The organism is Ancylobacter sp. IITR112 (assembly GCF_041415945.1).
In the GTDB taxonomy this organism is placed as follows: domain Bacteria; phylum Pseudomonadota; class Alphaproteobacteria; order Rhizobiales; family Xanthobacteraceae; genus Ancylobacter.
Genome location: NZ_JBGCUS010000001.1, coordinates 2,575,500 through 2,600,371 on the forward strand (window position 1 = coordinate 2,575,500; position 24,872 = coordinate 2,600,371).

Sequence of the window (24,872 nt, forward strand, 5' to 3'; positions counted from 1 at the left end):
GCCCGTCGAGACAGGCGAGTGCCTCAGGAACCCACCTGAACCTGGTCGAAGAACTTGGTGATATCGGAGAGTTCGACAGGAAACTGAGCGCTTTTGCGCACGCTTTGCGAGGCATCCGCCTCAAGCTTCTTGGCTTGTTCTGCGAAACCTTGACCCTGCAACTGAAGGATGGTCAGAGCGTCTTCGGACAGCGCGTTGAACTGCTCAACCGTTTTTCCCGACAAGGATTTCACGATATCGCCGCTCTTTGAATCGTTGAGCTTGAAGACGTAGCTGCGCACATAGTCCCGCCAGGGATTTCGCAACAGCACAAAGCAGATATCGACCGGATTTCCGCCGCGCAGGATCGTTATCTTGGCCGTGCCGGAAATCTCGTAGGCATGCCCCGGCACCAGACCTTTGCGTTTGCCTTCGGAGGCATAGGTCGTAACGAAAAAATCGTAGATCCTCGCAACATCTCGGGTCGATGCAAAAGCCGCCTTTGGCGTCTTCGGGACGCACACATCCTTCACACGTTTGAAAAGCGCGTGGTGATAGTCGGCATATTCTCCTGTTCCACGTTTTCCGGGAAACGACGTGGCGACGAAATCTTGCAGGAGCCGACCGAAATCGACATCCGTCATCCCGGACGCGGCAAGCGGGATGGGGTTGCGCGCGATCCTCGCGAGATAGGGCTTGATGTCAGTGGTTCGCACCTCCCGCATCAAGTGCTTCTTCGTGTCGAGCATGCCAATGAGATCGGCGATGGCCGAGCGGTTGCTCTTGCGCGTATCCGCAATATGCTTCCTGATCGCGGCTCGGAGGGCGACCTCGTTGACGGGTGCAGCCGGACCCGCGAGGGATGTGGTCAGGCCCACAACCGTCCGGCCGAGCACAGCGAGCAGGCGATCAAGAACCGCGTCCCAGGGCTGCCCAAAAGGGTTCGCCCGCGTTTCATCCAGCGCGCAGCAGAGCAATTCGCTGCGGTAGACCCGCTGGTCCAGCCTGACCCATCCTTTCGGGCCGTGAAAGTCGATCGCGGCCGTGACGTCCTCAATCTTTTCGCCGGTGAGATGTTGATAGGCCCTCCCGGAATTGCCGCCTTCGATCGCCTCCAGATAGTGCACGGCACGGCGCTCATTCGCAGGCAAGGCCGGAGCGCTCACGCTGGGGAACGGCCAGGGCGGCATGGATGGCTGGGGCTTGGCCGGATCGGGAACCGGGATCAGGTTCGTGTGCTTCAGCGGCTGCAGATAATAGGCGCGGAAAAAGGCATAGGCCTTCTCGATGAAATAGGGCCAGATCGCCCGATGGCCCTGCAGGTCGACTTCCTTCTTGCCGTCGATCTTCTTCAGGATCGTCCGCTGAACGCCGACGATCACGGGCATGACCACGCCGGCGTTCTCGATGTGGAACTGCACGTAAACATGATCGCCGGCGCAACCCATCATATTGAAGAAGAAATTCGGATCCTTCAGGCGGATCAGAGCATTGATCGCGGAGAGCAGATAGCAGTCGCCGATGCTGCCCTGCTTTATGTCCTCGAAATCGGGGGTGTACTGAAAAAGCGGAAGCGGAACCTTCACATATCGATGCTTCGCGTCCGGCTCCGGAAGCTGCTTGTCGTCGAACGTGACGGCTGACCAGTGCGCAAGTACCGGGGTCGGCGGGGGGGCCGCCTTTCCCCCACCCCCTATGATGCCCGGCGGCGGCACGACAGCTCCCTTGATGACTGCCCCGAGAGGCTTCAGCAGACCGTCCAGGTTCTTGGGATCAACAGGAATTCTCGCCATTCAACGCCCCCGCGCCGCAGCTAATGGAGGCAAGGTTTACACCTTTTGGTTGTGTCGTCAAGAAATGCAATCAGTATCTTTCTACCGAAACCCGGCACCTGAAACCGCGCCGATCGCGCGAAACCCTCGGAATCGCGTCACTTTTCGCTCCTCGCTCGCTGGGAGCGGCGCCGCGCGACCGCCAAGGCGACGCGGGGATGCAACCTCCGGTAAACATCTGCGCTCACGCTTCTCAGGCGCGCGGGCGTTCTCCAGCCGCGAACGTCGCTTCACACGCCGGCATAGGCCGGGGCCTTGGAATTGGAGAGCACGCTGAACACGCCGTCGCGGTCCACCACGGTGCCGCAGCTTGTGACATAGTCCGGCCGTGGCAGCACCCGGCTCTGGCCGAGTTCCATGTGCACATCAACGAGGCAGTCGACGAACTGGCGGGCGAGCTTGAAATCGGCGGCGGCGGGCCCGGTCATCGCAGTGATCGGGTTGACGATGCGCACCCGGTCCGGCCGCAGCGCCCGTAGCGCGCCGCTGGCGATGAGCGGTTGGGCGGTGTGGTCGAGCACATAGCCGATATTGCGCCCGGACAGGATCAGCGCCAGTTGCGACTGGATGCCGAGCCCGACATCGCCGCAGGTGTCGCTGCGCCGGGTGCGCTCGGGGTGGTAATATTCGAGATGACCCCGGTTGCAATAGGCGGCGGATTCGATGTCCGCCAGCGTCAGTTCATCCTCCGGGACGGCGTAGAGCGGGTGGCGGTGGCCGCAGCACATGAAGCCCTGCTCGTCGAACAGGTGCTCATAGGAAAGCTGCGCGTAATGCTCGTTCACCAGCCCGATGCCGACATGCAGCATCCCGTCTGCCACCCGCCCGGCGAGTTGGAAGCCGAGCATCACCTCCATGCGGAAGCGGACATTGGGATAATAGTCGCTGAAGCGGTGAATGGCGTCGTGGATGCGGGCGCAGGGATTTTCGACAATGCCGTCCTGAATGCCGATGGAGAGCTCATACCCCGCATTCTGGTTGATGGTGGCGGCCTTCTGCTTGAAGGCTTCGACCGAGGCGAACAATTCCTTCGCCGCCTTGTAGACCACCTCGCCCTCGCGGAAGAGCTTGAACCCCTTCGGCCCGCGCCGGCACAGCCGCGTGCCGAGACGGATTTCCAGCGATTTGAGGTTTTCGCTGAGCGTGGACTGGGAGAGGTTCAGCGCTGCCTGCGCGGCGGTGAAGCTCTGCTCCTCCACAATGGTGCAGAAGCAGCGCAGAAGCTTCAGGTCGATATCGTAGATCTGGCTGATAGACGACATGGCTCGGCCTCTCCGGTCAACATCTCCACTTCCCCCCGCTGGCCCCGCTAGCAAATTGTGCGCCGCACGATCGTGCGCGACCGATCCGTCACTCGCGGCCGCCCCATCGGCGAGGACTGCCCAGCGATTGGCCATAGCCGGCGCCGCTGCCCAAGGATGAACCGCCGGGTCGCGAACATCGCTTGGGCTTTTCGCGATGGTACGCACACGGAGCCCCGCCCTAGCCTCGGCCTATCGGTAACGGGCAGACAGGGCAGGCATCATGGCGCCACGGCCACTCCATCTCGGCTGGTTCACCAATTTCGCGGTCGACGAATGGACCAAACCGTTCACCGGCGGCGGCGGCGACCCCTGGGATGGCGGGTTCTACATCGACATGGCCAAGGCCATGGAGCGCGCCTGTTTCGACTACATCATGCTCGAAGACACGCTGATGATCTCCGAGGCCTATGGCGGCTCCAACGAGGTCTATCTCAAGCACAACATCATGGGCCCGAAGGCCGACCCGTCGCCGATGGCGGCGCTGATCGGCGCCCACACCACCCATCTCGGCGTGGTGGCGACCTTTTCCACCATGGCCTACCCGCCCTTCATGCTGGCGCGCCTGTGCTCGACGCTGGACAGCATCTGCAAGGGCCGCTTCGGCTGGAACATCGTCACCACGGGCGAGGACCTCGCCGCCGAGAATTTCGGCATGGACAAGCTGCCACCCCGCCAGGAGCGCTACGACATGGCGGACGAGTATGTCGAACTCGTCAAGCAGCTCTGGGGCAGTTGGGACGCCGACGCTGTGGTGCGCGACCGCACCACCGGCACCTATGCCGACGCCTCCAAGGTCCGGCCGATCCATTTCGAGGGCAAATATTTCAAGAGCCGCGGCCCGCTCAACTGCGTGCCCTCGCCGCAGCAGCGCCCCGCCTTCGTGCAGGCCGGCGGCTCGCCACGCGGGCGGCAATTCGCGGCGATGACCGCCGACAGCATCATCGCCCCCTCCATGGGCGTCGCCGGGCTGAAAGCCTATCGCGACGATGTGCGGGCGCGGGCGCAGGCCGGCGGGCGCGACCCGGACGAGATCAAGGTGCTGTTCGTCGTCGCCCCCATCCTAGGCGAGACCGAGGAAGAGGCGAAGGCCAAGGCCGCCCGCATCATCGAGGCGCCGGATTATTGCGAGAAGGCGCTGGCGATGATCGCTGCCATCACCGACATCGACTTCTCGAAATTCGACCTCGATGCCCCCCTGCCCCACCTCACCACCAATGGCGAGCAGGGCTCGCTCGACGCCTTCCAGCAGACAGGTTCAGGCAAGACGCTGCGCCAGCTCTGCGCCGACCAGCTCTCGCGCGGGCTCGACGGCCTCATCGGCACGCCCGACCAGGTGGCCGAGCGCATGGGCGAGGTGATGGCGGAAGTCGGCGGCGATGGCTTCCTCATCACCCGGCCCTTCACCGCCAATATCAGCCGGCAGTACATCACCGACATCTGCGAGGGGCTGGTGCCCGCCCTGCAGCGGCGCGGCCTCGCCCGCACGCGCTACACCGAAGGTGCGACGCTGCGGCAGATGCTGCGGGAGTTCTGAACGCGCGAGGGGGTGAGGATGGCCGGCGCGGCTTTCCTCATCGCAGGATCTGCGCGAGGAAATGGCGCAGGCGCTCGCTTTCCGGCGCCGCGAAGAAGCGTGCGGCGTCGCCCTCCTCGACGATCTCGCCCCGGTCCATGAACACGCAGCGATCCGCTACGCGCCGAGCGAAGCCCATTTCGTGCGTGACGCAGACCATGGTGACGCCGCTGGCGGCGAGTTCCTCGATCACGCCGAGCACCTCGTTCACCATTTCCGGGTCGAGCGCCGAGGTCGGCTCGTCGAACAGCAGGATGCGCGGCTCCATGCACAGTGCGCGGGCGATGGCGACGCGCTGCTGCTGGCCACCGGAGAGCCGCGCCGGGTATTTGCGCGCCTGATCGGCCAGATGCACCCGCTCCAGATGCGCCATGGCGAGCTTTTCCGCCTGCGCCTTCGACAGGCCGCGATTGAGCCGCGGCGCCAGCATGCAGTTTTCCAGCGCGGTGAGGTGCGGGAACAGGTTGAAGTGCTGGAACACCATGCCAACTTCCTGGCGGATGTCCTGCACCGTGCCTTCATCGCCCGTGAGTTCGACGCCATTGACCACGATCCGCCCGCCATCATGGCGTTCCAGCGCGTTGATGCAGCGGATCAGCGTCGACTTGCCGGAGCCCGAGGGGCCGCAGATCACCACCCTCTCGCCGCGCCGCACATCGAGATCGACCCCCGCCAGAGCGCGATGCGCGCCGTAGCGCTTCACCACCCCGGCGAGATGGATCGCCGGCACGGCGGCAAGGTCGGCGGAGAGCGTGCGCAGGCTCATGGCGTCACCTTCCCCCCGGCCGGCACCACGGCGGCATCCTCGGCGCTGTGGCGGTTGAGCCAGCGTCCCCAGAACTGGAAGCCGAGGCGCAGTACATTGACGAAGGCCCAGTAGAAGGCCGCCGCGCACAGGATCGGCGTGAACGGATCATAGGTCTGTTCGAAGATCGCGTTGGCCACCGCCATCAGGTCGGTGATCGTAACCACGGAGACGATGGCCGTGCCCTTGACGAAGCTCACCACCTCGTTCTGGTAGGCTTTGAGCCCGTAGCGCAAAGCAAGCGGCATGCGCACCCAGAGAAAGATGTTGCGCCGTGTGATGCCCAGCGCCTCGCTGGCCTCGACCAGCCCATGTGGCACGGCGAGCAGGCTGCCGCGCAGCACTTCCACCATATAGGCGGCATGGTTGAGGCTCAGCGCGACGATGGCGCAGCCGAAGGGCGAGCCGAACAGCACCCAGAACGGCCCCTCGCGCAGCGCCTCGATCTGGCCGAGCCCGTAATAGACGAGATAGAGCAGGATCAGCAGCGGCGCGCCGCGAAAGAACACGACGAAGATCTCCGCCGGCAGCGACAGGACACGGCGGGGCGACATGCGGGCGAAGCAGATGGGAAAGGCCAGCATGAGCCCGATGATCAGCGGCAGCACGGTGAGGAACACCGTCACCCGCAGCCCGGCGAACAGCGCCGGCAGGCTTTCCCAGGCGAGGGCGAAGTCGATGGGAAGCGCGTTCATGCCTCGGCCCGCGCTGGGGAACGAGGGGCACGGCGCTGGCCGCGATCGAGACGGGCCTCCAGCCGGTTCGCGACCCAGAGACTCGCGGCGCTGAAGGCGATGAACACCAGCGCCGTGGCAATGAAGAAGACGAAGGGCTCCTTGGTCGCCCCGGCCGCGATCTTGGCGGCGGCGACGAGATCCTGCAGCCCGGCCAGCGACACCAGCGGCGTCTCCTTCAGCATGAAGCTCCACACATTGACGAGGCCGGGAAGCGCGAGCCGCATCACCTGCGGCAGGATCACCCGCCCCCACATGATGAGCGGGGGAATGGCGAGCGCCCGCGCGCCCTCGAACTGGCCCTTGGGCAGGTTCTCGATCGCCCCGCGCACCAGTTCGGCGATATAGGCGGCATAGACGATGCCGAGCGCCGCCACGCCGGCGCCGAAGGGCGAGATGTCGATGCGGGCGCCGAATTCGCCGAGCACCGCGCCCAGCATGGCGCTGCCGCCATAGAAGATGAGAAAGATCACCAGCAGCGAGGGCACGCCCATGAAGATGGAGGCATAGACGCGCCATGCCGCGCGGATGATCCTGTTGCGCGACAGCGTGGCGACGCCGATCACCACGCCGAGGCTGAAAGCCAGCGCGAAGCTGGTGAGGAACAGTTCGAGCGTGATCAGCGCTCCCTCGCCGAGCTGGCGCAGATAACCTGCGAGGTCGGCGGGGGAGAGATTGGTCATCGGCCGGGCTCCGCTGGGCGCGCGGTCAGTTGGTCTTCTCGCAGGCGGCTTCCGCCGAGAGCGTGGCCACCGGTACGTATTTCTTGCGGATGGTGGTGTAGGTGCAGTCCTTGATCATCTCGGCGAGCGCGGTGTTGACGCGCTTGACGAGTTCAGGGCTCTTCTTCGGGAAGATCCAGCTATAGCCGCGGTCGGCCTCGGGGATGGACGGGTCGCCCAGCCAGTGGTCGCCGCCGGCGAGTTCGTAATCCTTGCCCTCGGGCTTGGCGATCAGTTCCAGCGTCCAGTTGATCTTGGAATCGAAGATCAGGTCCAGCCGGCCGGCGAGCAGATCGAGCTTCATCTGGTCGGGATTGTCGTAATAGACCTCGACGAAGGTGTCCTTGCCGAAATGCTTGTGGATGTAGGGCACCATGGACGCGCCGCGCTGCAGCGCGATGCGCAGGCCCTTGCCGGTGACGCCTTCCTTGGTCAGCGTGTAGTTGCTGCCCTTCTTCACCACGAAGGTCGCGGGATTGTAGACGATGGGCATGGCGAACAGCGCCTTCTCCATCCGCTCCGGCGTGGGGGAAATCTGGGTGACGATGCCGTCGAACTTGCCCTGCAGCATGGACGGGATCAGCGCCTTGAAATCCATGACCACGATTTCGCAGTCCGCGCCGATGCGCTTGCACATCTCGCGCGCCAGCTCCGGCTCCATGCCGGTGAGGTTGCCGGAGGAATCCACCATGGAGAAGGGCGGGTAGACGCCCTCATTGCCAAGCTTGAGCTTCTCGGCGGAGGCGGCCGAGAGGCCGGCGGTCGCGATGAACAGGCCGAGGGCGAAAGCACCGGCCCGGCGGAAAGGATGATGCGGAACGCGGGAGATCATCGGCGTCATGTCCTCATGGGGGGCGGGGGTTCGATGCTGGGGGGTCAGAACTCGGTCAGCGTGTCGCGCAGGTGCTGCTGGGTGTAGGCGGCCCGCGTCAGGCCCCGGCGCTGCAGCACCGGCACCAGACCGTCGGTGATCGTCGCCACGGAGCGGCGGCAGACATCCGGCAGGGCGATGAGGAAGCCGTCGCCACCCACTTCCTGCATGATCTCGTCCATCTGGCTGGCGACACTGTCCGGCGTGCCGACGACATCGACGCAATAGCCGCAGCTCACATGGTCGATCATCGCCTGGCGCAGCGGCTTGTCGCCGGCGCGGGTGAGGAATTGCGAGAGGCTCGATTGGTGGCCGTTGGTGGTCAGGGTGAGCTGGCTCACCGGCGTGTCGAGGTCGAGGCCGGAGAGGTCGAGATTGGTGCTCCAGCCGAAGCGGGCCATGCGCGCGTCGAGGTTCTGGGCGGCGGAGACGCGGCGCTGGTCGGCCGCCCATTTCGCCTGTTCCTCAGTCTCGGCGACGATGGGCGAGAGCAGGAACAGCACCTTGCAGTCATCAGGGTTGCGGCCGAGCCCTGTCATCTGCGCGCGGACATCGTCGCGGTACTGCTTCATCGCGGCGACGCCGTTGGGCGCGGCGACGATGGTGTCTGCATGGGTGGCGGCGATCTTGCGCCCGCTCTTGGAGCCGCCCGCCTGCGCGATGACAGGCTGGCCCTGCGGGCACGGCCCGGAATTCAGCGGCCCGCGCGAGGCGTAGTATTTGCCGGCATAGTCGATGGTGTGGACCTTGGCAGGGTCGATCAGCACGCCGTTCTCGCGGTCGTCGAGAAAGGCGCCCGGCTCCCATGAGCCCCACAGCCCCTTGACGATGTCGATATATTCCTCCGCCATCAGATAGCGTTCATCGTGCTCGTGCAGCTTCTCCTTGCCGAAATTCTGGGCCGAGAAGTCCGACGAGCCCGTCACCATGTTCCAGCCGGCGCGTCCGCCCGAGATCTGGTCGAGCGAGGAGACGATACGGGCGGTGAGATAGGGGTGATAGGCGAAGGTGGAGAGCGTCGGCACGATGCCGAGCTTGCGGGTGGAAGCGGCCAGCAACGTGGCCACCACGCTCGGCTCCTGCCGGGGCACGCAGATGCCGCCCTTCAGGAAAATGTCGCGCGACGCCTGCCAGTTCTCGCCGACATAGATGGAATCCTCGATCAGCAGGTAATCGAAGCAGGCGCGCTCCATCGACCGCACGAGGTCGACGAAGAGATCGGCGCTCATCCAGTCCTGGCCGATATTGCCGGTCCACGGCTCGCCCCAGGCCTGGACGCTGGAGCCCTGGAGAAACCAGGCGAGATGGAAGGGATTGGCCGTCATGCACGCACCTTTGTCCTGATCCGCGCGCCGACTTCCGTCGACACGAAGCACAGGTTAGGGGTGCGACACCCGGGGGGAGTATCGTGAAGAGGCGAAGCTTGGTTGTCTGCTTGAGAATTAAGCCAGCCTAACAGATAAGCAGAGCGCCCATCTGAGGCACAGATGCCGGGCCCCTGCGGGAGCCCGGCACCATGCGTTCAGGTGGTCCGGCGCCACGTCAGGCGCGATAGCGGGCGCGCTCGCGCTGCACTTCCGGCGCGGTGTAGGCCGGGGCATCCGGATCAAAGCGGGTCCAGCCTTCATCGCGATAGGCCCGCTCACGCGCGCCGACATCCACTCCCGATTCGGCATCGAGGATGGCCTGGGCCTCCGCCTCGCGGTCGTCGGGGACGCGGGCCGAGACGACGGTGCCGCCGCGGCGCACACCTTCCGCGTAGACATGCGCCCGTTCCTCGGGCACGCCTTCGGAAGTCATCGCGCCGACGATGCCGCCCACCGCCCCGCCGGCGGCTGCGCCGGCCACCACGCCGGCGCCGGTCGCTACCAGCCAACCAGCCGCTACCACCGGGCCAACCCCGGGGATGGCCATGAGGCCGAGCCCTGTCAGCAGGCCGCCCGCGCCGCCGACCACGGCGCCGATGCCGGCCCCGGTCGCCGCGCCCTCCCCGGCATGGCTCTCGTCATGGCCGGCGTGGTCGCGATGTTCGGCAGCAGGGGCTGCCGCCGTGTCGCGGCCATACCAGTCATCGGCATTGTTGGCGACGAGGCTGATCTGGGCGCGGTCGATGCCCAGCGCCTGAAGCTTGTTCACCGCCGTGAGAGCGTCGTCATACGAATCGAAAAGTCCGGAAACGGTCGCCATGATGGGGTCCTCCCAAAGGGTCCAGAGTGCAATCAGTTCGGAAAGACGTTGCCCTGATAGTCGAGCGCTACGTCATGAGAGGCACCGCCCTTCATCGCCTTGCCGCGCCAGACGCCGTTATCGTCCTTGGCGAGGCCGGTAACGTCGGTGAAGCCGCGCGCCTCGATGCGCTCCTTCGCCTGCGCCTCGGTGAAGCTGTTGGCGCCCTTGGCCGGCTGCGCCGGCTCGGGCGCGCTTTCGGTGGTCACAGCAGGGGTGTTGGGGTCCTGCGCCGCCGGCGGAGTCTGCGCCCAGGCCGGGGCGGCGATCGCCATTGCAGCAAGAATAGGCAGAATGCGCGTCATCTGATGGCCCTCCGATCACAAAATGTGAGAAGTGAACGCCATTTAGGCAGAACAGTTCCGTCACGCCGGCGCGGCCATCCGGCGCCACAGCGGCGCGTGCGGCGGTCAAAAGCGGCGGCGGGCCGACGGGCGGGCTTGACGGCGGCGGGCGGAACGCCTGATTAAGCACCGGGGCCCGCGTCAGACACGCGCCAAGGATACGTCATGGACAACCGCATTTCCGTCACCGCCCTTTTCGCTGCGCTGGCCCTGACGCTGAGCGCCGGCGGCGCGGCGGCGCAGTATTCCGGCAATCCCGCGCTGCGCAACCCTGGAGCAACGACGCCCCAGCCCAAGCAGGCCGGCAAGCCGCCGCAGACCTGGCAGCCGGCGCCGCAGCCCACACCCGCCGCGCGCCAGCTCAACCCCTTCCCGAGCTGCGTCACCTCGCCCTGCAACGCCCCGACCGTGATCCAGACGCCGCGCTCCTGACGGCACGGGCGTTCACCCCACGCCGACGTGACGGTCTGACGGCAGCGCAGTCGCGTGCCGCGTCTTGCATCCGCCCGTGCGCCCGCCCACCCTGCGGGCGATCGGCGGCATGGCCGCAACGCGGCGCCCGGAGGTGGCGAATGTCCTATGGCTTTCTCGATATTGCGATCACGCCGAGCGTTCGCGCGGTGCAGGAGGAGATGGGTGTCGCCCGCCTGTGGGAGAATTTTCGCGGCGAACGCGCTTCCGACCGCTTCACCCGCAGCGAAGAAATGTTCATCGCCCAGCGCGACAGCTTCTACATGGCCAGCGTCTCGGAAACCGGCTGGCCCTATGTGCAGCATCGCGGCGGGCCGGCCGGCTTCCTCAAGCTGATTGACGAGCGCACCCTTGCCTTCGCCGACTATAGCGGCAATCGCCAGTACATCAGCACCGGCAATGTCGCCGCGAGCGCCCGGGTCTGCCTGTTCCTGATGGATTATCCGCGGCGCACCCGGCTCAAGATCTACGCCCATGCCGACGTGCTCGCCCTCGACGCCGAGCCGGAGCTCACCGCCAAGGTCGACCCGCAGGGCTACCGCGCCCAGCCCGAGCGGCTGTTCCGGCTGCGCCTCGACGCCTTTGACTGGAACTGCCCCCAGCACATCACCCCGCGCTTCACCGAGTCTGAGATCACCGCGGCGGTCCGTCCCCTGCGGGACCGGCTGACCGAGCTGGAAGCCGAGAACGCCGCCCTGCGCGCGCGCCTCGGCGGCGAGGATGGGCAGGCTTGAGACCCGGCCGCGAAGCCCCGGCGGCGCGCGGCCTCCCGCCCCGATGGGTTAGGCCGCTTCGGCGGCGGCACCGGAACCGTTGCGCCATCCGGCCATTAGCGTCTCACAGCCAGGGAGACCGAGATGACCGAACGCGCCGAGCACGAAGCCTATGATCAACCCGTCGGTGGCTGGGGTTCGGCCAAGTCACTTCTCAAGCATTCCACCGAGCAGCACGCCGTCTCCGCCCTCGCTACGCTGATGAAGGACCACAACAAGGCCGGCGGCTATATGTGCACGAGCTGCGCCTGGGCGAAGCCGGCGCGACCGCATGCGGCGGAATTCTGCGAGAACGGCGCCAAGGCGACCTTCTGGGACGTGACCTCCCGGCGCACGACGCCGGAATTCTTCGCCCGGCACAGCGTCTCGGAACTGCTGGGATGGTCGGATTACGATCTGGAGAATGAGGGCCGCCTCACCCATCCCATGCGCTACGACGCCAGCCTCGATCACTATGTCGAGGTGTCATGGGAGGAGGCCTTCGCAGGCATCGGGCAGAAGCTGCGCGGCTACCAGCCGGACGAGGCGGTGTTCTATGCCTCGGGCCGGGCGTCGCTCGAAACCTCCTATATGTACCAGCTTCTCGCCCGGCTCTACGGCACCAACAACCTGCCCGACAGTTCGAACATGTGCCATGAGACCACCTCGGTGGCGCTGCCGCCGACGCTCGGCACCCCTGTCGGCACCGTGCTGCTGGAGGATTTCGCGCAGACCGACTGCATCTTCTCCTTCGGCCAGAATGTCGGCACCAATTCCCCGCGCATGCTGCACCAGCTTCAGGAAGCGCGCGAGCGCGACGTGCCGGTGGTGGTGTTCAATCCCTTGCGCGAGAAGGGCTGGGAGGAATTCGTCAATCCGCAGCGGCCCGGCCAGATGCTCACCAACCAGCCGACCGCCATCGCCACCCAATATTACCAGGTGCGCGCCGGCGGCGACATCGCCGCCATGGTCGGCATGGCCAAGGCGCTCCTCGCGCTGGATGACGAAGCGCAGGCCACCGGCGGGGCGCGCGTGCTCGACGCCGCCTTCATCGCCGAGCACACGCATGGCTTTTCCGCCTTCGAGGCCATGGTGCGGGCGACAGGCTGGGACGAGATCGAGCTCGCATCCGGTCTCGCCCAGGCCGAGCTGGAGGCCGCCGCCCTCACCTTCTCGCAGGCGCGGGCCGTGATCGGCATTTACGGCATGGGCCTGACCCAGCACCGGCTCGGCGTCGACACGGTGCAGACACTGGTCAACCTGCTGCTGATGGGCGGCCATATTGGCCGGCCGGGCGCCGGCATCTGCCCGGTGCGCGGCCATTCCAATGTGCAGGGCCAGCGCACCGTCGGCATCGCCGAGAAGACCGAACTCGTGCCGCTCGACCGCCTCGCCGCCCAGTTCGGCTTCGAGCCGCCACGGGCGGACGGCATGAACACGGTGGAAGCCTGCGAGGCGATCATCGCCGGGCGCGTGCGTGCCTTCATCGGCCTTGGCGGCAATTTCGTTCGCGCTATCCCCGAGCGGGAGCTGATGGAGCAGAAGTGGCGAGATCTCGACCTCTCGGTGCAGATCGCCACCAAGCTGAACCGCAGCCATCTGGTGACGGCGAAGACGACCTATCTGCTCCCCACCCTCGTCCGCTCGGAGATCGACCGGCAGGCCACCGGGCCGCAGGTGGTGACGATGGAGGACTCCACCACCTGCATTCACGCCTCGCGCGGCAGGTTCGAGCCGGCGGCCGACACGCTGCTGTCGGAGCCGCGCATCGTCGCCGGGATCGCCAAGGCGACGCTGCCGCCCAATCCGCGCGTGCCATGGGACCGCTGGGTCGAGGACTATGCGCGGGTGCGCGAAGCCATCGCCGCCAGCTTCCCCGAGGATTTCCATGATTTCAACGCACGCCTCGACACGCCCGGCGGCTTCCCGCGCCCGGTGGCGGCGCGCGAGCGCCGGTGGGAGACGGAAAACGGAAAGGCCAATTTCCAGGTGCCCAAGGCACTGTCCGCCAGCTTCGACGATGGCCGCGACGCGGATGTGCTGCGCCTGGTCACGCTGCGTTCCAACGACCAGTTCAACACCACGGTCTATGGCTATGCCGACCGGCTGCGCGGCATTCATGGCTCACGCATGGTGGTGATGATGAACCGCGACGACCGCATCCGCCTCGGCCTCGCCGAGGACGGCAGGGCCGAACTGGTGACCGCGGTCGATGACGGCATCCACCGCGCCATGGGCGGCTTTCAGGTGATCGACTACGACCTGCCGCCCGGCACCTGCGCCGCCTATTTCCCCGAATGCAACGCATTGATCCCGCTCTGGCACCATGCCGAGGGCAGCAAGACGCCGGCGGCGAAATCGGTGCCGGTGCGGATACGTCCGGCCTGATCACTCAACGAAAACCGGAGGCCCTGTCGCGCCGGAACCCGAGGCGGGGCGAAGCGTTAGGCCAGAGGTGCGTCTCCCGCTACCACGCGCCAGCGAGTCTGTTCGGTCGGAAAGCGGGCCGGCGTGCCGATCAACCCTGACGTGAAGGAGGCCGCAATGGATCCGATCGTTCCCTATTGCGGCCCCGCTCCGGAAAACCTTTGGGCGGCATGGAATGTCGCTCCGCTCCCCCTCGCCCTATGCGCGGCGCCGCTGCTTCTCGCCGCCCTTGGTCGCGATGTGCCGCGCGGCCCGGCGCTGCTGGCGGCGGCGGCGCTGTTCCTCGCCTTCGTCTCGCCGCTCTGCGCGCTGACCGTGGCGCTGTTTACCGCGCGCGGACTGCATCATCTCGTGCTGGTGCTCCTCGCCGCCCCGGCGCTGGCGCTGGCTTGGCCGCGCCGCCTGCCTTTGGCGCGGCCGCTCGGCTTTGTCGGCCTCTCCGCCTTTCTGTGGCTCTGGCATCTGCCCGCCGCCTATACGCTCGCCTGGAACAGCCACACGGTCTATTGGCTGATGCAGGCGGGCCTGCTCGGCTCGGCCGTCGCCTTCTGGTCGCAGATTTTCCATGCCGGCAAGCCGGCCGAGCGGCTGGCCTCCACCGGCCTCCTGCTGGCGCTGGCGGGGCAGATGGGGCTGATCGGCGCCATTCTCACCTTCGCTCCTCACCCGCTCTACGCCCAGCACCTCGGCGTCACCGCCGGCTATGGCCTGAGCGCGCTGGCCGACCAGCAACTGGCGGGGCTCGTCATGTGGGTGCCGGGCATGCTGCCGCTCGCCTGGCTCGGTGCGCTGCTGCTGCGCCGCGGCTGGCGCGAGGCGAGCCTTTGATGATCGCCCTGCTTAAGGCGGTGCACATCGCTGCCCTCAGCCTGTGGTGCGCCGGGCTTATCGCCCTGCCACTGGTGCTGCAGATCTACGGCCGGCGCGAGGAAGTGCGCACCCAGGCGGGCTTCACCGAGTTCCGGCTGCTGATGCACGCCGCCTATACACGCATCGTCACCCCGGCCGCCATCCTTGCCATCGTCGCCGGCACGGGGCTGATTTTCGCCGTGGGGATCACCCAGCCCTGGCTGGTGGCCAAGCTGGTCGCGGTCGCGGGCATGGTGCTCGCCCATGCCTGGCTCGGCCATCTCACCGTCGAGGCGTCGGAAGGGCGCGGCTCCTATCAGATGCCGCACGCCATCGCCGCCCTTCCGGCCAGCCTCATCTGCATGGGAGCGGTGCTCTATTTCGTGCTGGCCAAGCCCGACCTGCAGCCGCTGATCGAGACGCTGCCGCCGGTGCTGACCACGCCGCAACATCAGCCGCTGCCGGCCGATCTGGTGCCGATTTGATAGTCGAAGACGAGTTTACCGCCATGCCAGCCGGTCAGGGCCGTCATCCCCGCCATCACCACCGAGAGGGCCAGTCCCACCGGCAGCACCGCGCCGTCAGGGTCGCCGATGCGGATGATCCAGTTGGTACCGATCAGCGAGAGCAGCATCACCGCGAGGATGAAATGCGTCCAGCTTGCGGAACGGTTGCGGATGCCGCGCACCATCAGAAGTTCCGCCGTGCCGGTGATGCCCGCCAGCACTCCGATCGCGAAGGCGCCGAACACCGCATAGGCCGAGACATGCGACCAGAAGCTGCTGCCGGTCCACCAATACAGCAGATCGCCGCCCAGCGTGCTGAAGGAGAGCGCGATGGGAAAGGTGACGAGCATGGCGTGCAGCGGATGGCCGGCAATCGCGATTTTCGATTCCGTATCCGCAAGGGCTCGCCGCTCTTCCAACGGGTCGAACAGGTCGGGGCGCGTATCCATCGGGTTCCCTTCATGTGGCGGCCGGTCTCCCGGGTGAAGTGCGCAGCCCTCGCCACGGTTCCGCTCGCCGTGGCGGGATGCCGGGGCCCGCTTTCGACACTGAGCCCGGCGGGGCCGGTCGCGCAGGACATTGCCAGTCTGTGGTGGGGGCTTCTGGCCGGCGCGACGGCGCTGACGATGCTGGTATTCGTGCTGCTGGCGCTGGGCTTCGGCCGGCCCCGCGAGGTGCGCGAGGGCCGCTGGGTGTTCGGCATGGGCGTGTGGTTCGCGCTCGGCGTGCTCAGCCTCACCCTCGCCGCCGCGCTGTGGGTCGGTGAGCGCATCCTGCCGCATGGGCCGGCGCTGGAAGTGCGCGCCCATGCGCGGCAATGGTCCTGGAGCTTCACCCATCCCGGTGCCGATGGCCCGGTGCGGGCGGAGGGCGTGCTGCACATACCGGCCGGCCAGCCGGTCGATGTGCTCATCACCTCGCAGGATGTGATCCATTCCTTCTGGGTGCCGCAGCTCGGCGGCAAGATGGACGCCATTCCCGGCCGCGAGAACCGGCTGCGCATCGAGGCGGCGCAGCCCGGCACCTATGAGGGGCAGTGCGCCGAATTCTGCGGCCTGGAACACGCCAGCATGCGCTTCGAGGTGATCGCGCATGATCCGGCCCAGTGGCCACCCGTGTCGCCGGAGGGCTCGCTCCAATGATCACGCCCTCCTCACCGCCGGAGCCTGCGATGACGCCCGCCAACCCGCCGCGCCGCGCGCTCGCCCTGCACCGCGAACTCGACCGCGTCTGGCGCAACGCGCCGGGCCTGTGGGGGCAGATCACCGCCGTCAGCCACAGCACGGTCGGCCTGCGCTTCATGGTGACGGCCTTCGTGTTCTTCGGCATTGGCGGCCTGCTGGCGATGCTGATCCGGGCGCAGCTGGCGACCCCCGACGGGGCCTTTCTCGACACCGCGCTCTACAACCAGATCTTCACGATGCATGGCAGCATCATGATGTTTCTGTTCGCCATCCCGATGCTGGAGGGGCTGGCGATGTATCTCCTGCCGAAGATGCTCGGCACGCGCGACCTCGCCTTTCCCCGGCTCTCGGCGCTGGGCTATTGGTGCTATCTGCTCGGCGGCGCCATTCTCATCGCCGCCCTCCTCGCCGGCGTCGCCCCGGGCGATGGCTGGTTCATGTACACGCCGCTCTCGGGCAAGACCTATTCGCCGGGCATCAGCGCCGATGTCTGGCTGCTCGGCGTCACCTTCGTCGAAATCTCCGCGCTGTCGGCGGCGATCGAACTGATGGTATCGATCCTGCGCCTGCGCGCGCCGGGCATGAAGCTGACACAGATGCCGCTTTTCGCCTGGTACATGCTGGGCACGGCGGCGATGATGCTGGCGGGCTTTCCCCCGCTCATTCTCGGCTCGGTGCTGCTGGAGCTGGAGCGCGCCTTCGGCTGGCCGTTCTTCGATCCCGCGCGCGGCGGCGATCCGCTGCTATGGCAGCATTTGTTCTGGCTGTTCGGCCACCCGGAAGTCTACATCATCTTCCTGCCGGCGGCGGGCGTGCTCTCTACCGTCATTCCGGTGCTCTGCCGCACGACAATCGTCGGCTATGGCGCCATCGTCGCCGCCATTCTCGGCATGGTGTTCCTCAGCTTCGGCCTGTGGGTGCACCACATGTTCACGGTCGGCATCCCACATCTGGCGCTAGCCTTCTTCTCCGCCGCCTCGATGCTGGTGGCGGTGCCCACCGCCGTGCAGATCTTCGCCTGGATCGGCACGATGTGGCGCGGCCGGCCGGAGCTGAAGCTGCCGATGCTGTATATTCTGGGCTTCTTCTTCACCTTCGTCATGGGCGGGCTGACCGGCGTCATGCTGGCGGTGGTGCCGTTCAACTGGCAGGCGCACGACACCGCTTTTGTGACCGCGCATCTGCATTACGTGCTGATCGGCGGCTTCGTCTTCCCCATGCTGGCGGCCGCAACATGGTGGATGCCGCTGATGAGCGGGCGCCGCCGCATCAGGGGGCTGGGCGAGGCGGCATTCGCGCTCATCCTGTTCGGCTTTCACGGCACCTTCTTTCTCATGCATCTCACCGGGCTGATGGGCATGGCGCGCCGCATCCCCGCCTATCCCGACAATCCCGAATGGACGCTGCTGAACCTGTCCTCCTCCTTTTCCGGCTTCGTCATGACCATCGGCTTCGCGCTGTTCGCCATCGACCTGATGCTGCAGGCCGGGCTCGGCAAGCGCAGCGTGCGCAACCCGTGGAACGCGCCCTCGCTGGATTGGGCGCTGCCGCTGCCGCCGCCCAATTACAATTTCGCTTCCCTGCCCGGCGCCGAGCTGCAGCAGGCGGGCGCCGCCGCGATGCTGAAGCTGGCGCGCGGCGAGGGCCTGCTGCCCGGCGCCCCGCGCGGCCGGCGTGAAATCCTCGTCACCTCGGTCGGGGCGGCTCGGCCGGAGCACGTCGCGGTGCTGCCGATCAATACCGGCCTGCCGCTGCTGGTGGCGCTCGCCATCTGCGCTTTCGTGCTGCTGATGCTGGCGGGGCTCTATGCCTTCGCTCCCGTCGCGCTGATCCCGGTTGCCGGGTTGATCTGGATATGGGCACGGCGCTTGGCGGCGCCGGCAGACGTCACCCCGGTGGAGGTCGCCCCAGGGCTCGCCCTGCCGGTGCGGCCGGCAGATGGGTCCACACTGACGCGCAGCGGACTCGCCGCCCTGCTGTTCGCCAACGGCACCTTCTTCGCCTCGCTGCTGTTCGGCGTGGCCTTTCTCGCTCTGGTCTCGCCCGGCCCGCCCCGTCCGGTCTGGGACGCCGACGGAACGGTGCCGGTGATGGCGGGCGCCATCATCGCCCTGCTGGCCATCGGCGCCCTCGCGCACCATTGGACGCTGGCGCGGGCGGAGGCCGGCCGGGGGGCGGGGGTGGTTCCGCTCGGCGCGCTGCTCGCCAATCTGCTGGCGCTGGCCACCCTGGTGGCGCTGGCGCTCTGGCAGCTTCCCGACCCCACCCGCCATGCCGCCGACGCCGTGCGCGCCGCGCTCATCGCCTATGTCGGCCTGCACATCGCACTGGCTGCCCTGTTCAGCGCCTTCGCCGCCGATCAGGCCCGGCGGGGCGAACTCATCCCGGGAGCCAGCGGCGCGCTGCGCAATGCCGGGCTCTGGCAAGGCTACAGCTGCGCCGCAGCGGCCCTCGCGGCGGCGGCGCTCTGGGCGCAGGAGACCGCGTCGTGAGGCGCGTCGGCGGCATGGCCTGGCTCGGCTGGCTGATCGCCGGCCCGACGCTCTGGGCGGCATCCTTCACCCTTGCTTATGGGCTGCACGGGCTGGGCTGCGAACTCGGCTGGCCGGGCGTCGCGCTCGGCCCGCTCAGCCTTCACCGCCTCGCCATCGCGGCAACCGGCCTTGCCGGAGCGCTGGCCTGCCTCGTCCTGCTGGCACGGGCACGCACGGCCCTCGGCCCGCACGCCGCGCTTCCCCGGCTCGGGCTGTGGATCGGCCTCGTCGCCACGCTGTTCACCCTGGCGCCGGTGCTGGTGGCGACGAGCTGCGACGGGAACGCGCTCTGAGTCGCGCCATCTGGTGCCCGCCAGAGCGTTTTCGAGCGAAGTGGACACCGGTTCGCCTGAAGAAAACGCGACCAAACGAGGAACGAGATCATTTCACCGTTTCCGTGAAACAGTGAAATGACCTAGCCCGGCCCCCGCTTCACGTTCTTGGTCACGACATAGCTGAAATAGCGCGCTATCCCGACCTCCTCCTCCAGAAGCCGGTCGATGAGGCGCTGATAACTGTCAATGTCGGGCACCACCACCCGCAGCATATAGTCGATGCCGCCGCCGGTGGCGTCGCAGGCGACGATCGCCGGCTCGCGTGCCACCGCCTCCTCGAAGCGGCGGAAATCCGCCTGTTGATGGCCCTGCAGGCTGATCTCGACAATGACGGTGGTGCGCGGCTCCTCGGCGCCGAGGTCGATGATGGCGGTATAGCCCTTGATGACGCCGGCGGTTTCCAGCCGACGCAGCCGCTCCCAGCAGGCGGCGGGCGAGAGGTGCGCCTCCTGCGCCAGCTTCAGCTTGGTGATCCGTCCGTCGCGGCGCAGCGCCGCGAGAATCCGGTGATCAATGGCATCGAGCTTCATCTTTCGCGACCGCGCGTGCATAATGTCATGAATGTCACTCCCTAAGAACGAGACAATTCCATGCTTCGTCAAGTCGACGCTCCGGCCGCGGCACCTGCCGGCGCGGGAACGGGCAAGAGCGTGGACTGGCGCCCCCGCCTCACCAAGGCCAAGGGCCAGACCAAGCATGCGGCGCTGACGGAACGCATCATCGCCGACATCGATTCGGGCGTGCTGAAGCCGATGGACCGGATGCCGACGCATCGCGATCTCGCCCGCGATCTCGGCCTGTCGGTGCAGACAGTGAGCCTGAGCTACCGCGAGGCGGAGCGGCTGGGCTATCTCTCCGGCGAGATCGGTCGTGGCACCTTCGTCAGGGCGCGCGTCACCGAGCGCGCCGGGCGGCTGATGCTGGACCGCAACCCCGATGAGGCTGTGGATCTCTCCATCGTGCGCGGAGTCTACACCAAGGCGCATGAGCAGGCGTCGCGGGCCGTGCTGGCGGCGCTGGCCGGTGCCGATAATGACGCTTTTCTCAGCAGTTGCAGGCCCATTGCCGGGCTCGATCCGCACCGGGAGGCGGCGCGGGCATGGCTGGCGCCGTTGGGCGTCGAGGCCGGCATCGAGCGCATCCTCGTCACCAATGGCGCCGCGCATGGGCTGTTTCTGGCACTGAGTTGCATCGTGCGCGCCGGCGATGTGGTGCTGACCGAAAACCTCACCGACCACGGCGTGATCGGCCTCGCCAATGTGCTCGGCTTCAGCCTGAAGGGGCTGCCGACCGACGAGGAAGGCGTGCTGCCGGAGGCGTTCGAGGCGGCGTGCCTCGCCGGCAGCCCGCGCGCCCTGGTGCTGATCCCGACGCTGAACAACCCGACCAGCCATGTCGCCGGTGCGGTCCGGCGCGAGGCCCTTGCCGCCATTGCCCGGCGATACGGCGTATTCGTGATCGAGGACGAGGTCTACAAGCCGCTGGTCGACACGCCGCTACCCGCGATCAGCCAGATGGTGCCGGATCTCGGCTTCTTCGTCACCAGCTTCACCAAGGCCGTGCTGACCGGGCTGCGGGTCGGCTATCTCGTCGTGCCGCCCCATTATTTCATCCGCGCCGCGTCGATCCTGCGCGTCACGAGCTGGAGCGGTTCCTATCTTCTGGCCGAGATCGCCGCCCGCTGGATCGAGGACGGCACGGCGCAGCGCCTGCTCGCCGTGCAGCGGGAGGAAGCGCAGGCGCGACAGGCGCTGGTGGCGCGCCTGCTCGGGCCGCACGTCGCCTCCACCCACCCGCTGTCGCTCTGCGCCTGGCTGAACGTGCCGCCGCACTGGACCGAGGACGGGCTGGTGCGCTCGCTGGCGGAGCGGCGGGTGGCGGTGACGCCATCCGATCCGTTCATCGCCGGCAGCAATCATGGCGGCGGCATCCGCATCTGCCTTGGCGGCCATTTCTCGCCCGCCACGCTGGCCCAGGCGCTGACCACGGTGCGCCAGACCTTCGAGCAACTGCCCCCTGTCTTCGACATCGGCGCCATCGGCTGAGGCACCATGAGTTGGGGTGCCATCGGTCGGGGTGCCCGGCGTTCCGTGACCTGCGGCCGCGTGCGCGGCGTTCCGCGACCGACGGCCGCGAGGATGATTGGATCATTACAATATAATAATTGACATGATTTTTGATGCCTCTCACCATCACAAGTGAGAGGGAATTTCAGTTCATGTCGCAGCCCGCCGCCAATGTCCCCGCTTCCGGTTCCGGAGTGCCCGACCTGCCCGTCGCGTTCGCGGCTGTCGAGGCGGCGGCGGGCCGCATCGCCGGCCGGGTGACGCGCACGCCGCTCCTCGCCTCGCCCGCGCTGACGCAGCTCTGCGGCGTACCGGTGCATCTCAAGCTGGAGACCCGCCAGCCGGTCGGCGCCTTCAAGCTGCGCGGGGCGATGAACGCGCTGCTGGCGCTTGATGATGCCGCGCGCCGGCGCGGGCTGGTGACCGCCTCGACCGGCAATCACGGCCGCGCCGTCGCCTATGCCGCGCGCGAGGCCGGCGTGCCGGCGGTGGTGTGCATGTCGGCCCTGGTGCCGGCGAACAAGGTGGAGGCGGTGCGCGCGCTCGGCGCCGAGGTGCGGATCGTCGGCCGCTCGCAGGACGACGCCCAGGTCGAGGTGGAGCGGCTCGTGAATGAGCGCGGCCTCACCGCCATCCCGCCCTTCGACCATGCCGAGGTGATCGCCGGCCAGGGCACGATCGGCCTCGAAATCGTCGCCGACCTGCCGGACCTGGCGGCGGTGCTGGTGCCGCTGTCGGGGGGCGGGCTGGCCGCCGGCATTGCGCTCGCGGTCAAGACCCTGCGCCCGAACGCCCGCATCATCGGCGTGTCGATGGAAAAGGGCGCCGCCATGGCCGCCTCGCTCAAAGCCGGCCACCCGGTCGAGGTGGTGGAGGAGGAGACGCTGGCGGATTCGCTCGGCGGCGGCATCGGCCTCGCCAATCGCTACAGCTTCCCACTCTGCCGCGCCCTGCTCGATCAGGTCGTCCTCGTCACCGAGGACGAGATCGCCGCCGGCATCCGCCATGCCGCGACGGCCGAGGGCGAAACGGTGGAGGGCGCCGGCGCCGTGGGCATCGCCGCCCTGCGCGCCGGCAAGGTCCGCCCGGAGGGGCCCACCGCCCTCATCCTCTCCGGCGGCAATATCGACCCCGACCGGCACCGCCGCCTCGTCAACGGAGCGCCCGCATGAGCCGCATGCTCGTCCTGACCGAAACCGATCTGCGCCCCATATTGCGGCTCGACACCAGCGCCGTCGACTGCGTGGAAGCCGCCTTCGCCGCGCTGGCGACCAAGCCCGTCGCCATGCCGCCGATCCTGCGTCTCGACATCCCCGAGCATCGCGGCGAGGTGGATGTGAAGACCGCCTATGTGCCCGGGCTCGACGGCTTCGCCATCAAGATCAGCCCCGGCTTTTTCGACAACCCGCTTCTCGGTCTCCCGAGCCTGAATGGCCTCATCGTCCTCCTCAGCACCCACACCGGTCTGGTCGATGCGCTGTTTCTGGACAATGGCTATCTCACCGATGTGCGCACCGCCGCCGCCGGTGCGGTCGCCGCCCGCCATCTCTCCCGCCCCGACTCGTCGGTCGCCGCGATCCTCGGCGCGGGCGTTCAGGCGCGCCTGCAACTGGAAGCGCTCACACTGGTCCGGCCGATCCGCGAGGCGCGGATCTGGGCGCGCGACCCGGCCAAGGCCGCCGCGACGGCGGACGATCTCTCGGCCCATCTCGGCTTCCCCGTCGCCGCCATGGCCGCCCCGGAAGCCGCGCTGCGTGGCGCCGACATCGTCGTCACCACCACTCCCTCGGAGCGTCCGGTCCTTGAGGCCGCATGGCTGGAACCGGGCCAGCACGTCACCGCCATGGGCGCCGACAGCGAGCACAAAAACGAGATCGACCCCGCCGCCTTCACCCGCGTCACCTATATCGCCGACCGGCTGAGCCAGACGCGGCGCCTGGGCGAACTCCACCACGCCATCGCTGCCGGAATCGTCAGCGAAGATAAGAACTTCGCCGAACTCGGCGAGGTCATCGCCGGCACGCGGCCCGGCCGCGTCCGCCCCGACGAGATCACGCTGGCCGATCTCACCGGCACCGGCGTTCAGGACACCGCCATCGCCAATCTCGCCCTCGCCCGCGCGCGCGCCGCCGGAGCTGGGCGCGCCATCGACACCAAGGCCGCAGCCGGAGACATCGCGTGACCGTCACCCTCAACTTCACCCGCGAGGAATATGCCGAACGCCTCGCCAAGACCCGCGCGGCGATGGACAGGGCCGGCCTCGACCTGCTGGTCGTCACCGATCCGTCCAACATGCACTGGCTCACCGGCTATGATGGTTGGTCGTTCTACGTCCACCAGTGCGTGCTGGTGCCGCCGACAGGTGAACCGATCTGGTATGGGCGCAAGCAGGACGCCAATGGCGCCAAGCGCACCGCCTATCTCGCGCACGACAACATCATCGGCTATCCCGACCATTACGTGCAGTCGACCGAGCGCCACCCAATGGACCTGCTGTCGCAGATCATCGCGGATCGCCGCTGGCACAAGGGCTCCATCGCGGTCGAGATGGATAATTACTACTTCTCCGCCGCCGCTTTCGCCTCGCTGGTCAAGCACCTGCCCAATGCCCGCTTCCACGATGCAGGCGGGCTGGTGAACTGGCAGCGCGCGGTCAAGAGCCCGACCGAACTCGACTATATGCGCAAGGCCGGCCGCATCGTCGAGCTGATGCACAAGCGCATCGTCGAGGTGGTCGAGCCCGGCATGCGCAAATGCGATCTCGTGGCCGAAATCTACGATGCCGGCATTCGCGGCACGGCCGAGTTCGGCGGCGACTATCCCGCCATCGTGCCGCTGCTGCCCTCGGGCGCGGACGCCTCCGCCCCGCATCTCACCTGGGACGACAAGCCGATGCGGTCCGGGGAAGGCACCTTCTTTGAGATCGCGGGCGCCTATAAGCGCTACCACTGCCCGCTCTCGCGCACCGTCTTTCTCGGCACGCCGACACAGGCCTTTCTCGACGCCGAAAAGGCAACGCTGGAAGGAATGGAGGCCGGTCTCGCCGCCGCCAGGCCGGGCAACACCTGCGAGGACATCGCCAACGCCTTCTTCGCGGTGCTGAAGAAATACGGGATCATCAAGGACAACCGCACCGGCTACCCGATCGGGCTGAGCTATCCCCCGGATTGGGGCGAGCGCACCATGAGCCTGCGCCCCGGCGACCGCACCGAATTGAAGCCCGGCATGACCTTCCATTTCATGACCGGCCTGTGGCTGGAAGACATGGGGCTGGAAATCACCGAGAGCATCGCCATCACCGAGGCCGGGCATGAATGCCTGTCCAACGTGCCGCGCCAGCTCTTTGTGAAGGGCTGAT

General features: G+C 67.3%; 24 protein-coding genes. 13 read left to right on the top strand and 11 right to left on the bottom strand.

Annotated elements, in window-relative coordinates; all coding sequences use genetic code 11:
• Positions 1-23: 23 nt before the first annotated feature.
• Both AAC979_RS12320 and AAC979_RS12325 read right to left on the bottom strand, forming a co-directional pair.
• Positions 24-1,772 carry a hypothetical protein gene (locus AAC979_RS12320; RefSeq protein ID WP_371347173.1) on the bottom strand — a complete coding sequence of 583 codons (1,749 nt, stop codon included), beginning with the start codon at positions 1,770-1,772 and terminating at the stop codon, positions 24-26.
• Between the two features lie 269 nt (positions 1,773-2,041).
• Entirely contained in the window at positions 2,042-3,073 is a 1,032-nt protein-coding gene (locus tag AAC979_RS12325; RefSeq protein ID WP_371347174.1) for a LysR family transcriptional regulator, read from the bottom strand.
• A 262-nt stretch (positions 3,074-3,335) separates the two neighbouring features.
• Here AAC979_RS12325 and AAC979_RS12330 point away from each other — a divergent pair, with 262 nt between their 5' ends.
• Positions 3,336-4,649 (top strand): NtaA/DmoA family FMN-dependent monooxygenase, encoded by a 1,314-nt coding sequence (locus tag AAC979_RS12330; RefSeq protein WP_371347175.1) that lies wholly within the window; start codon positions 3,336-3,338, stop codon positions 4,647-4,649.
• A 37-nt stretch (positions 4,650-4,686) separates the two neighbouring features.
• On the opposite strand, the gene AAC979_RS12335 is transcribed toward AAC979_RS12330, so the two are convergent.
• The 7 genes from AAC979_RS12335 to AAC979_RS12365 all read right to left on the bottom strand — a co-directional run bounded on the left by AAC979_RS12335 (position 4,687) and on the right by AAC979_RS12365 (position 10,351).
• The gene (locus tag AAC979_RS12335; protein WP_371347176.1) at positions 4,687-5,454 is read right to left on the bottom strand and encodes an amino acid ABC transporter ATP-binding protein; all 768 of its coding nucleotides are present in this window, start codon (positions 5,452-5,454) and stop codon (positions 4,687-4,689) included.
• Positions 5,451-6,188: an ABC transporter permease gene (locus tag AAC979_RS12340; protein WP_371347177.1), complete on the bottom strand. Its 738-nt coding sequence runs from the start codon at positions 6,186-6,188 to the stop codon at positions 5,451-5,453. Before AAC979_RS12340 ends, AAC979_RS12335 begins: the two co-directional genes overlap by 4 nt.
• Positions 6,185-6,910, bottom strand: coding sequence for an ABC transporter permease (locus tag AAC979_RS12345; RefSeq protein WP_371347178.1), 726 nt, complete (start codon positions 6,908-6,910; stop codon positions 6,185-6,187). The genes AAC979_RS12340 and AAC979_RS12345 overlap by 4 nt, the downstream gene beginning before the upstream one ends.
• A gap of 25 nt (positions 6,911-6,935) precedes the next feature.
• Positions 6,936-7,781 (bottom strand): transporter substrate-binding domain-containing protein, encoded by an 846-nt coding sequence (locus tag AAC979_RS12350; protein WP_371347179.1) that lies wholly within the window; start codon positions 7,779-7,781, stop codon positions 6,936-6,938.
• A gap of 44 nt (positions 7,782-7,825) precedes the next feature.
• Complete coding sequence (locus tag AAC979_RS12355; RefSeq protein ID WP_371347180.1) at positions 7,826-9,145, bottom strand: NtaA/DmoA family FMN-dependent monooxygenase; 1,320 nt, start codon at positions 9,143-9,145, stop codon at positions 7,826-7,828.
• A 217-nt stretch (positions 9,146-9,362) separates the two neighbouring features.
• Entirely contained in the window at positions 9,363-10,007 is a 645-nt protein-coding gene (locus AAC979_RS12360; RefSeq protein WP_371347181.1) for a hypothetical protein, read from the bottom strand.
• Between the two features lie 32 nt (positions 10,008-10,039).
• Positions 10,040-10,351 carry a PepSY domain-containing protein gene (locus AAC979_RS12365; protein WP_371347182.1) on the bottom strand — a complete coding sequence of 104 codons (312 nt, stop codon included), beginning with the start codon at positions 10,349-10,351 and terminating at the stop codon, positions 10,040-10,042.
• A 204-nt stretch (positions 10,352-10,555) separates the two neighbouring features.
• On the opposite strand from AAC979_RS12365, the gene AAC979_RS12370 reads away from it, so the two are divergent.
• The 5 genes from AAC979_RS12370 (at position 10,556) to AAC979_RS12390 (ending at position 15,374) form a co-directional block, all read left to right on the top strand.
• Positions 10,556-10,822 carry a hypothetical protein gene (locus AAC979_RS12370; RefSeq protein WP_371347183.1) on the top strand — a complete coding sequence of 89 codons (267 nt, stop codon included), beginning with the start codon at positions 10,556-10,558 and terminating at the stop codon, positions 10,820-10,822.
• A gap of 140 nt (positions 10,823-10,962) precedes the next feature.
• Positions 10,963-11,595: a pyridoxamine 5'-phosphate oxidase family protein gene (locus AAC979_RS12375; protein WP_371347184.1), complete on the top strand. Its 633-nt coding sequence runs from the start codon at positions 10,963-10,965 to the stop codon at positions 11,593-11,595.
• A 123-nt stretch (positions 11,596-11,718) separates the two neighbouring features.
• Positions 11,719-14,001: an FdhF/YdeP family oxidoreductase gene (locus AAC979_RS12380; RefSeq protein WP_371347185.1), complete on the top strand. Its 2,283-nt coding sequence runs from the start codon at positions 11,719-11,721 to the stop codon at positions 13,999-14,001.
• Between the two features lie 156 nt (positions 14,002-14,157).
• Complete coding sequence (locus AAC979_RS12385) at positions 14,158-14,868, top strand: cytochrome c oxidase assembly protein (protein WP_371347186.1); 711 nt, start codon at positions 14,158-14,160, stop codon at positions 14,866-14,868.
• On the top strand, positions 14,868-15,374 hold the full coding sequence (locus AAC979_RS12390) for a CopD family protein (RefSeq protein ID WP_371347187.1): 507 nt from the start codon (positions 14,868-14,870) through the stop codon (positions 15,372-15,374). Before AAC979_RS12385 ends, AAC979_RS12390 begins: the two co-directional genes overlap by 1 nt.
• Here AAC979_RS12390 and AAC979_RS12395 read toward each other — a convergent pair.
• A complete protein-coding gene (locus AAC979_RS12395) occupies positions 15,341-15,844 on the bottom strand; it encodes a DUF2231 domain-containing protein (protein ID WP_371347188.1) in 504 nt (167 codons plus the stop codon). The two genes, AAC979_RS12390 and AAC979_RS12395, sit on opposite strands and share 34 nt — an antisense overlap.
• 12 nt (positions 15,845-15,856) lie before the next feature.
• On the opposite strand from AAC979_RS12395, the gene coxB reads away from it, so the two are divergent.
• The 3 genes from coxB to AAC979_RS12410 are packed head-to-tail and all read left to right on the top strand — an operon-like array spanning position 15,857 to position 19,406.
• Entirely contained in the window at positions 15,857-16,537 is a 681-nt protein-coding gene (gene coxB, locus AAC979_RS12400; RefSeq protein WP_371347189.1) for a cytochrome c oxidase subunit II, read from the top strand.
• A 29-nt stretch (positions 16,538-16,566) separates the two neighbouring features.
• The gene (gene ctaD, locus AAC979_RS12405; protein ID WP_371347190.1) at positions 16,567-19,071 is read left to right on the top strand and encodes a cytochrome c oxidase subunit I; all 2,505 of its coding nucleotides are present in this window, start codon (positions 16,567-16,569) and stop codon (positions 19,069-19,071) included.
• Positions 19,068-19,406, top strand: coding sequence for a hypothetical protein (locus tag AAC979_RS12410; protein ID WP_371347191.1), 339 nt, complete (start codon positions 19,068-19,070; stop codon positions 19,404-19,406). Before ctaD ends, AAC979_RS12410 begins: the two co-directional genes overlap by 4 nt.
• 122 nt (positions 19,407-19,528) lie before the next feature.
• Here the strand turns inward: AAC979_RS12410 and AAC979_RS12415 are convergent, their stop codons facing one another.
• Positions 19,529-19,978: an Lrp/AsnC family transcriptional regulator gene (locus tag AAC979_RS12415; RefSeq protein WP_371347192.1), complete on the bottom strand. Its 450-nt coding sequence runs from the start codon at positions 19,976-19,978 to the stop codon at positions 19,529-19,531.
• A 60-nt stretch (positions 19,979-20,038) separates the two neighbouring features.
• Between AAC979_RS12415 and AAC979_RS12420 the strand changes: the two genes are divergently transcribed.
• The 4 genes from AAC979_RS12420 (at position 20,039) to doeA (ending at position 24,871) form a co-directional block, all read left to right on the top strand.
• Positions 20,039-21,493 carry a PLP-dependent aminotransferase family protein gene (locus AAC979_RS12420; RefSeq protein WP_371347193.1) on the top strand — a complete coding sequence of 485 codons (1,455 nt, stop codon included), beginning with the start codon at positions 20,039-20,041 and terminating at the stop codon, positions 21,491-21,493.
• Between the two features lie 173 nt (positions 21,494-21,666).
• A complete protein-coding gene (gene eutB, locus AAC979_RS12425) occupies positions 21,667-22,686 on the top strand; it encodes a hydroxyectoine utilization dehydratase EutB (RefSeq protein ID WP_371347194.1) in 1,020 nt (339 codons plus the stop codon).
• A complete protein-coding gene (gene eutC / locus AAC979_RS12430; protein WP_371347195.1) occupies positions 22,683-23,696 on the top strand; it encodes an ectoine utilization protein EutC in 1,014 nt (337 codons plus the stop codon). Before eutB ends, eutC begins: the two co-directional genes overlap by 4 nt.
• Positions 23,693-24,871 (top strand): ectoine hydrolase DoeA, encoded by a 1,179-nt coding sequence (gene doeA / locus AAC979_RS12435; RefSeq protein WP_371347196.1) that lies wholly within the window; start codon positions 23,693-23,695, stop codon positions 24,869-24,871. Before eutC ends, doeA begins: the two co-directional genes overlap by 4 nt.
• The last annotated feature ends 1 nt before the right edge of the window (position 24,872 follow it).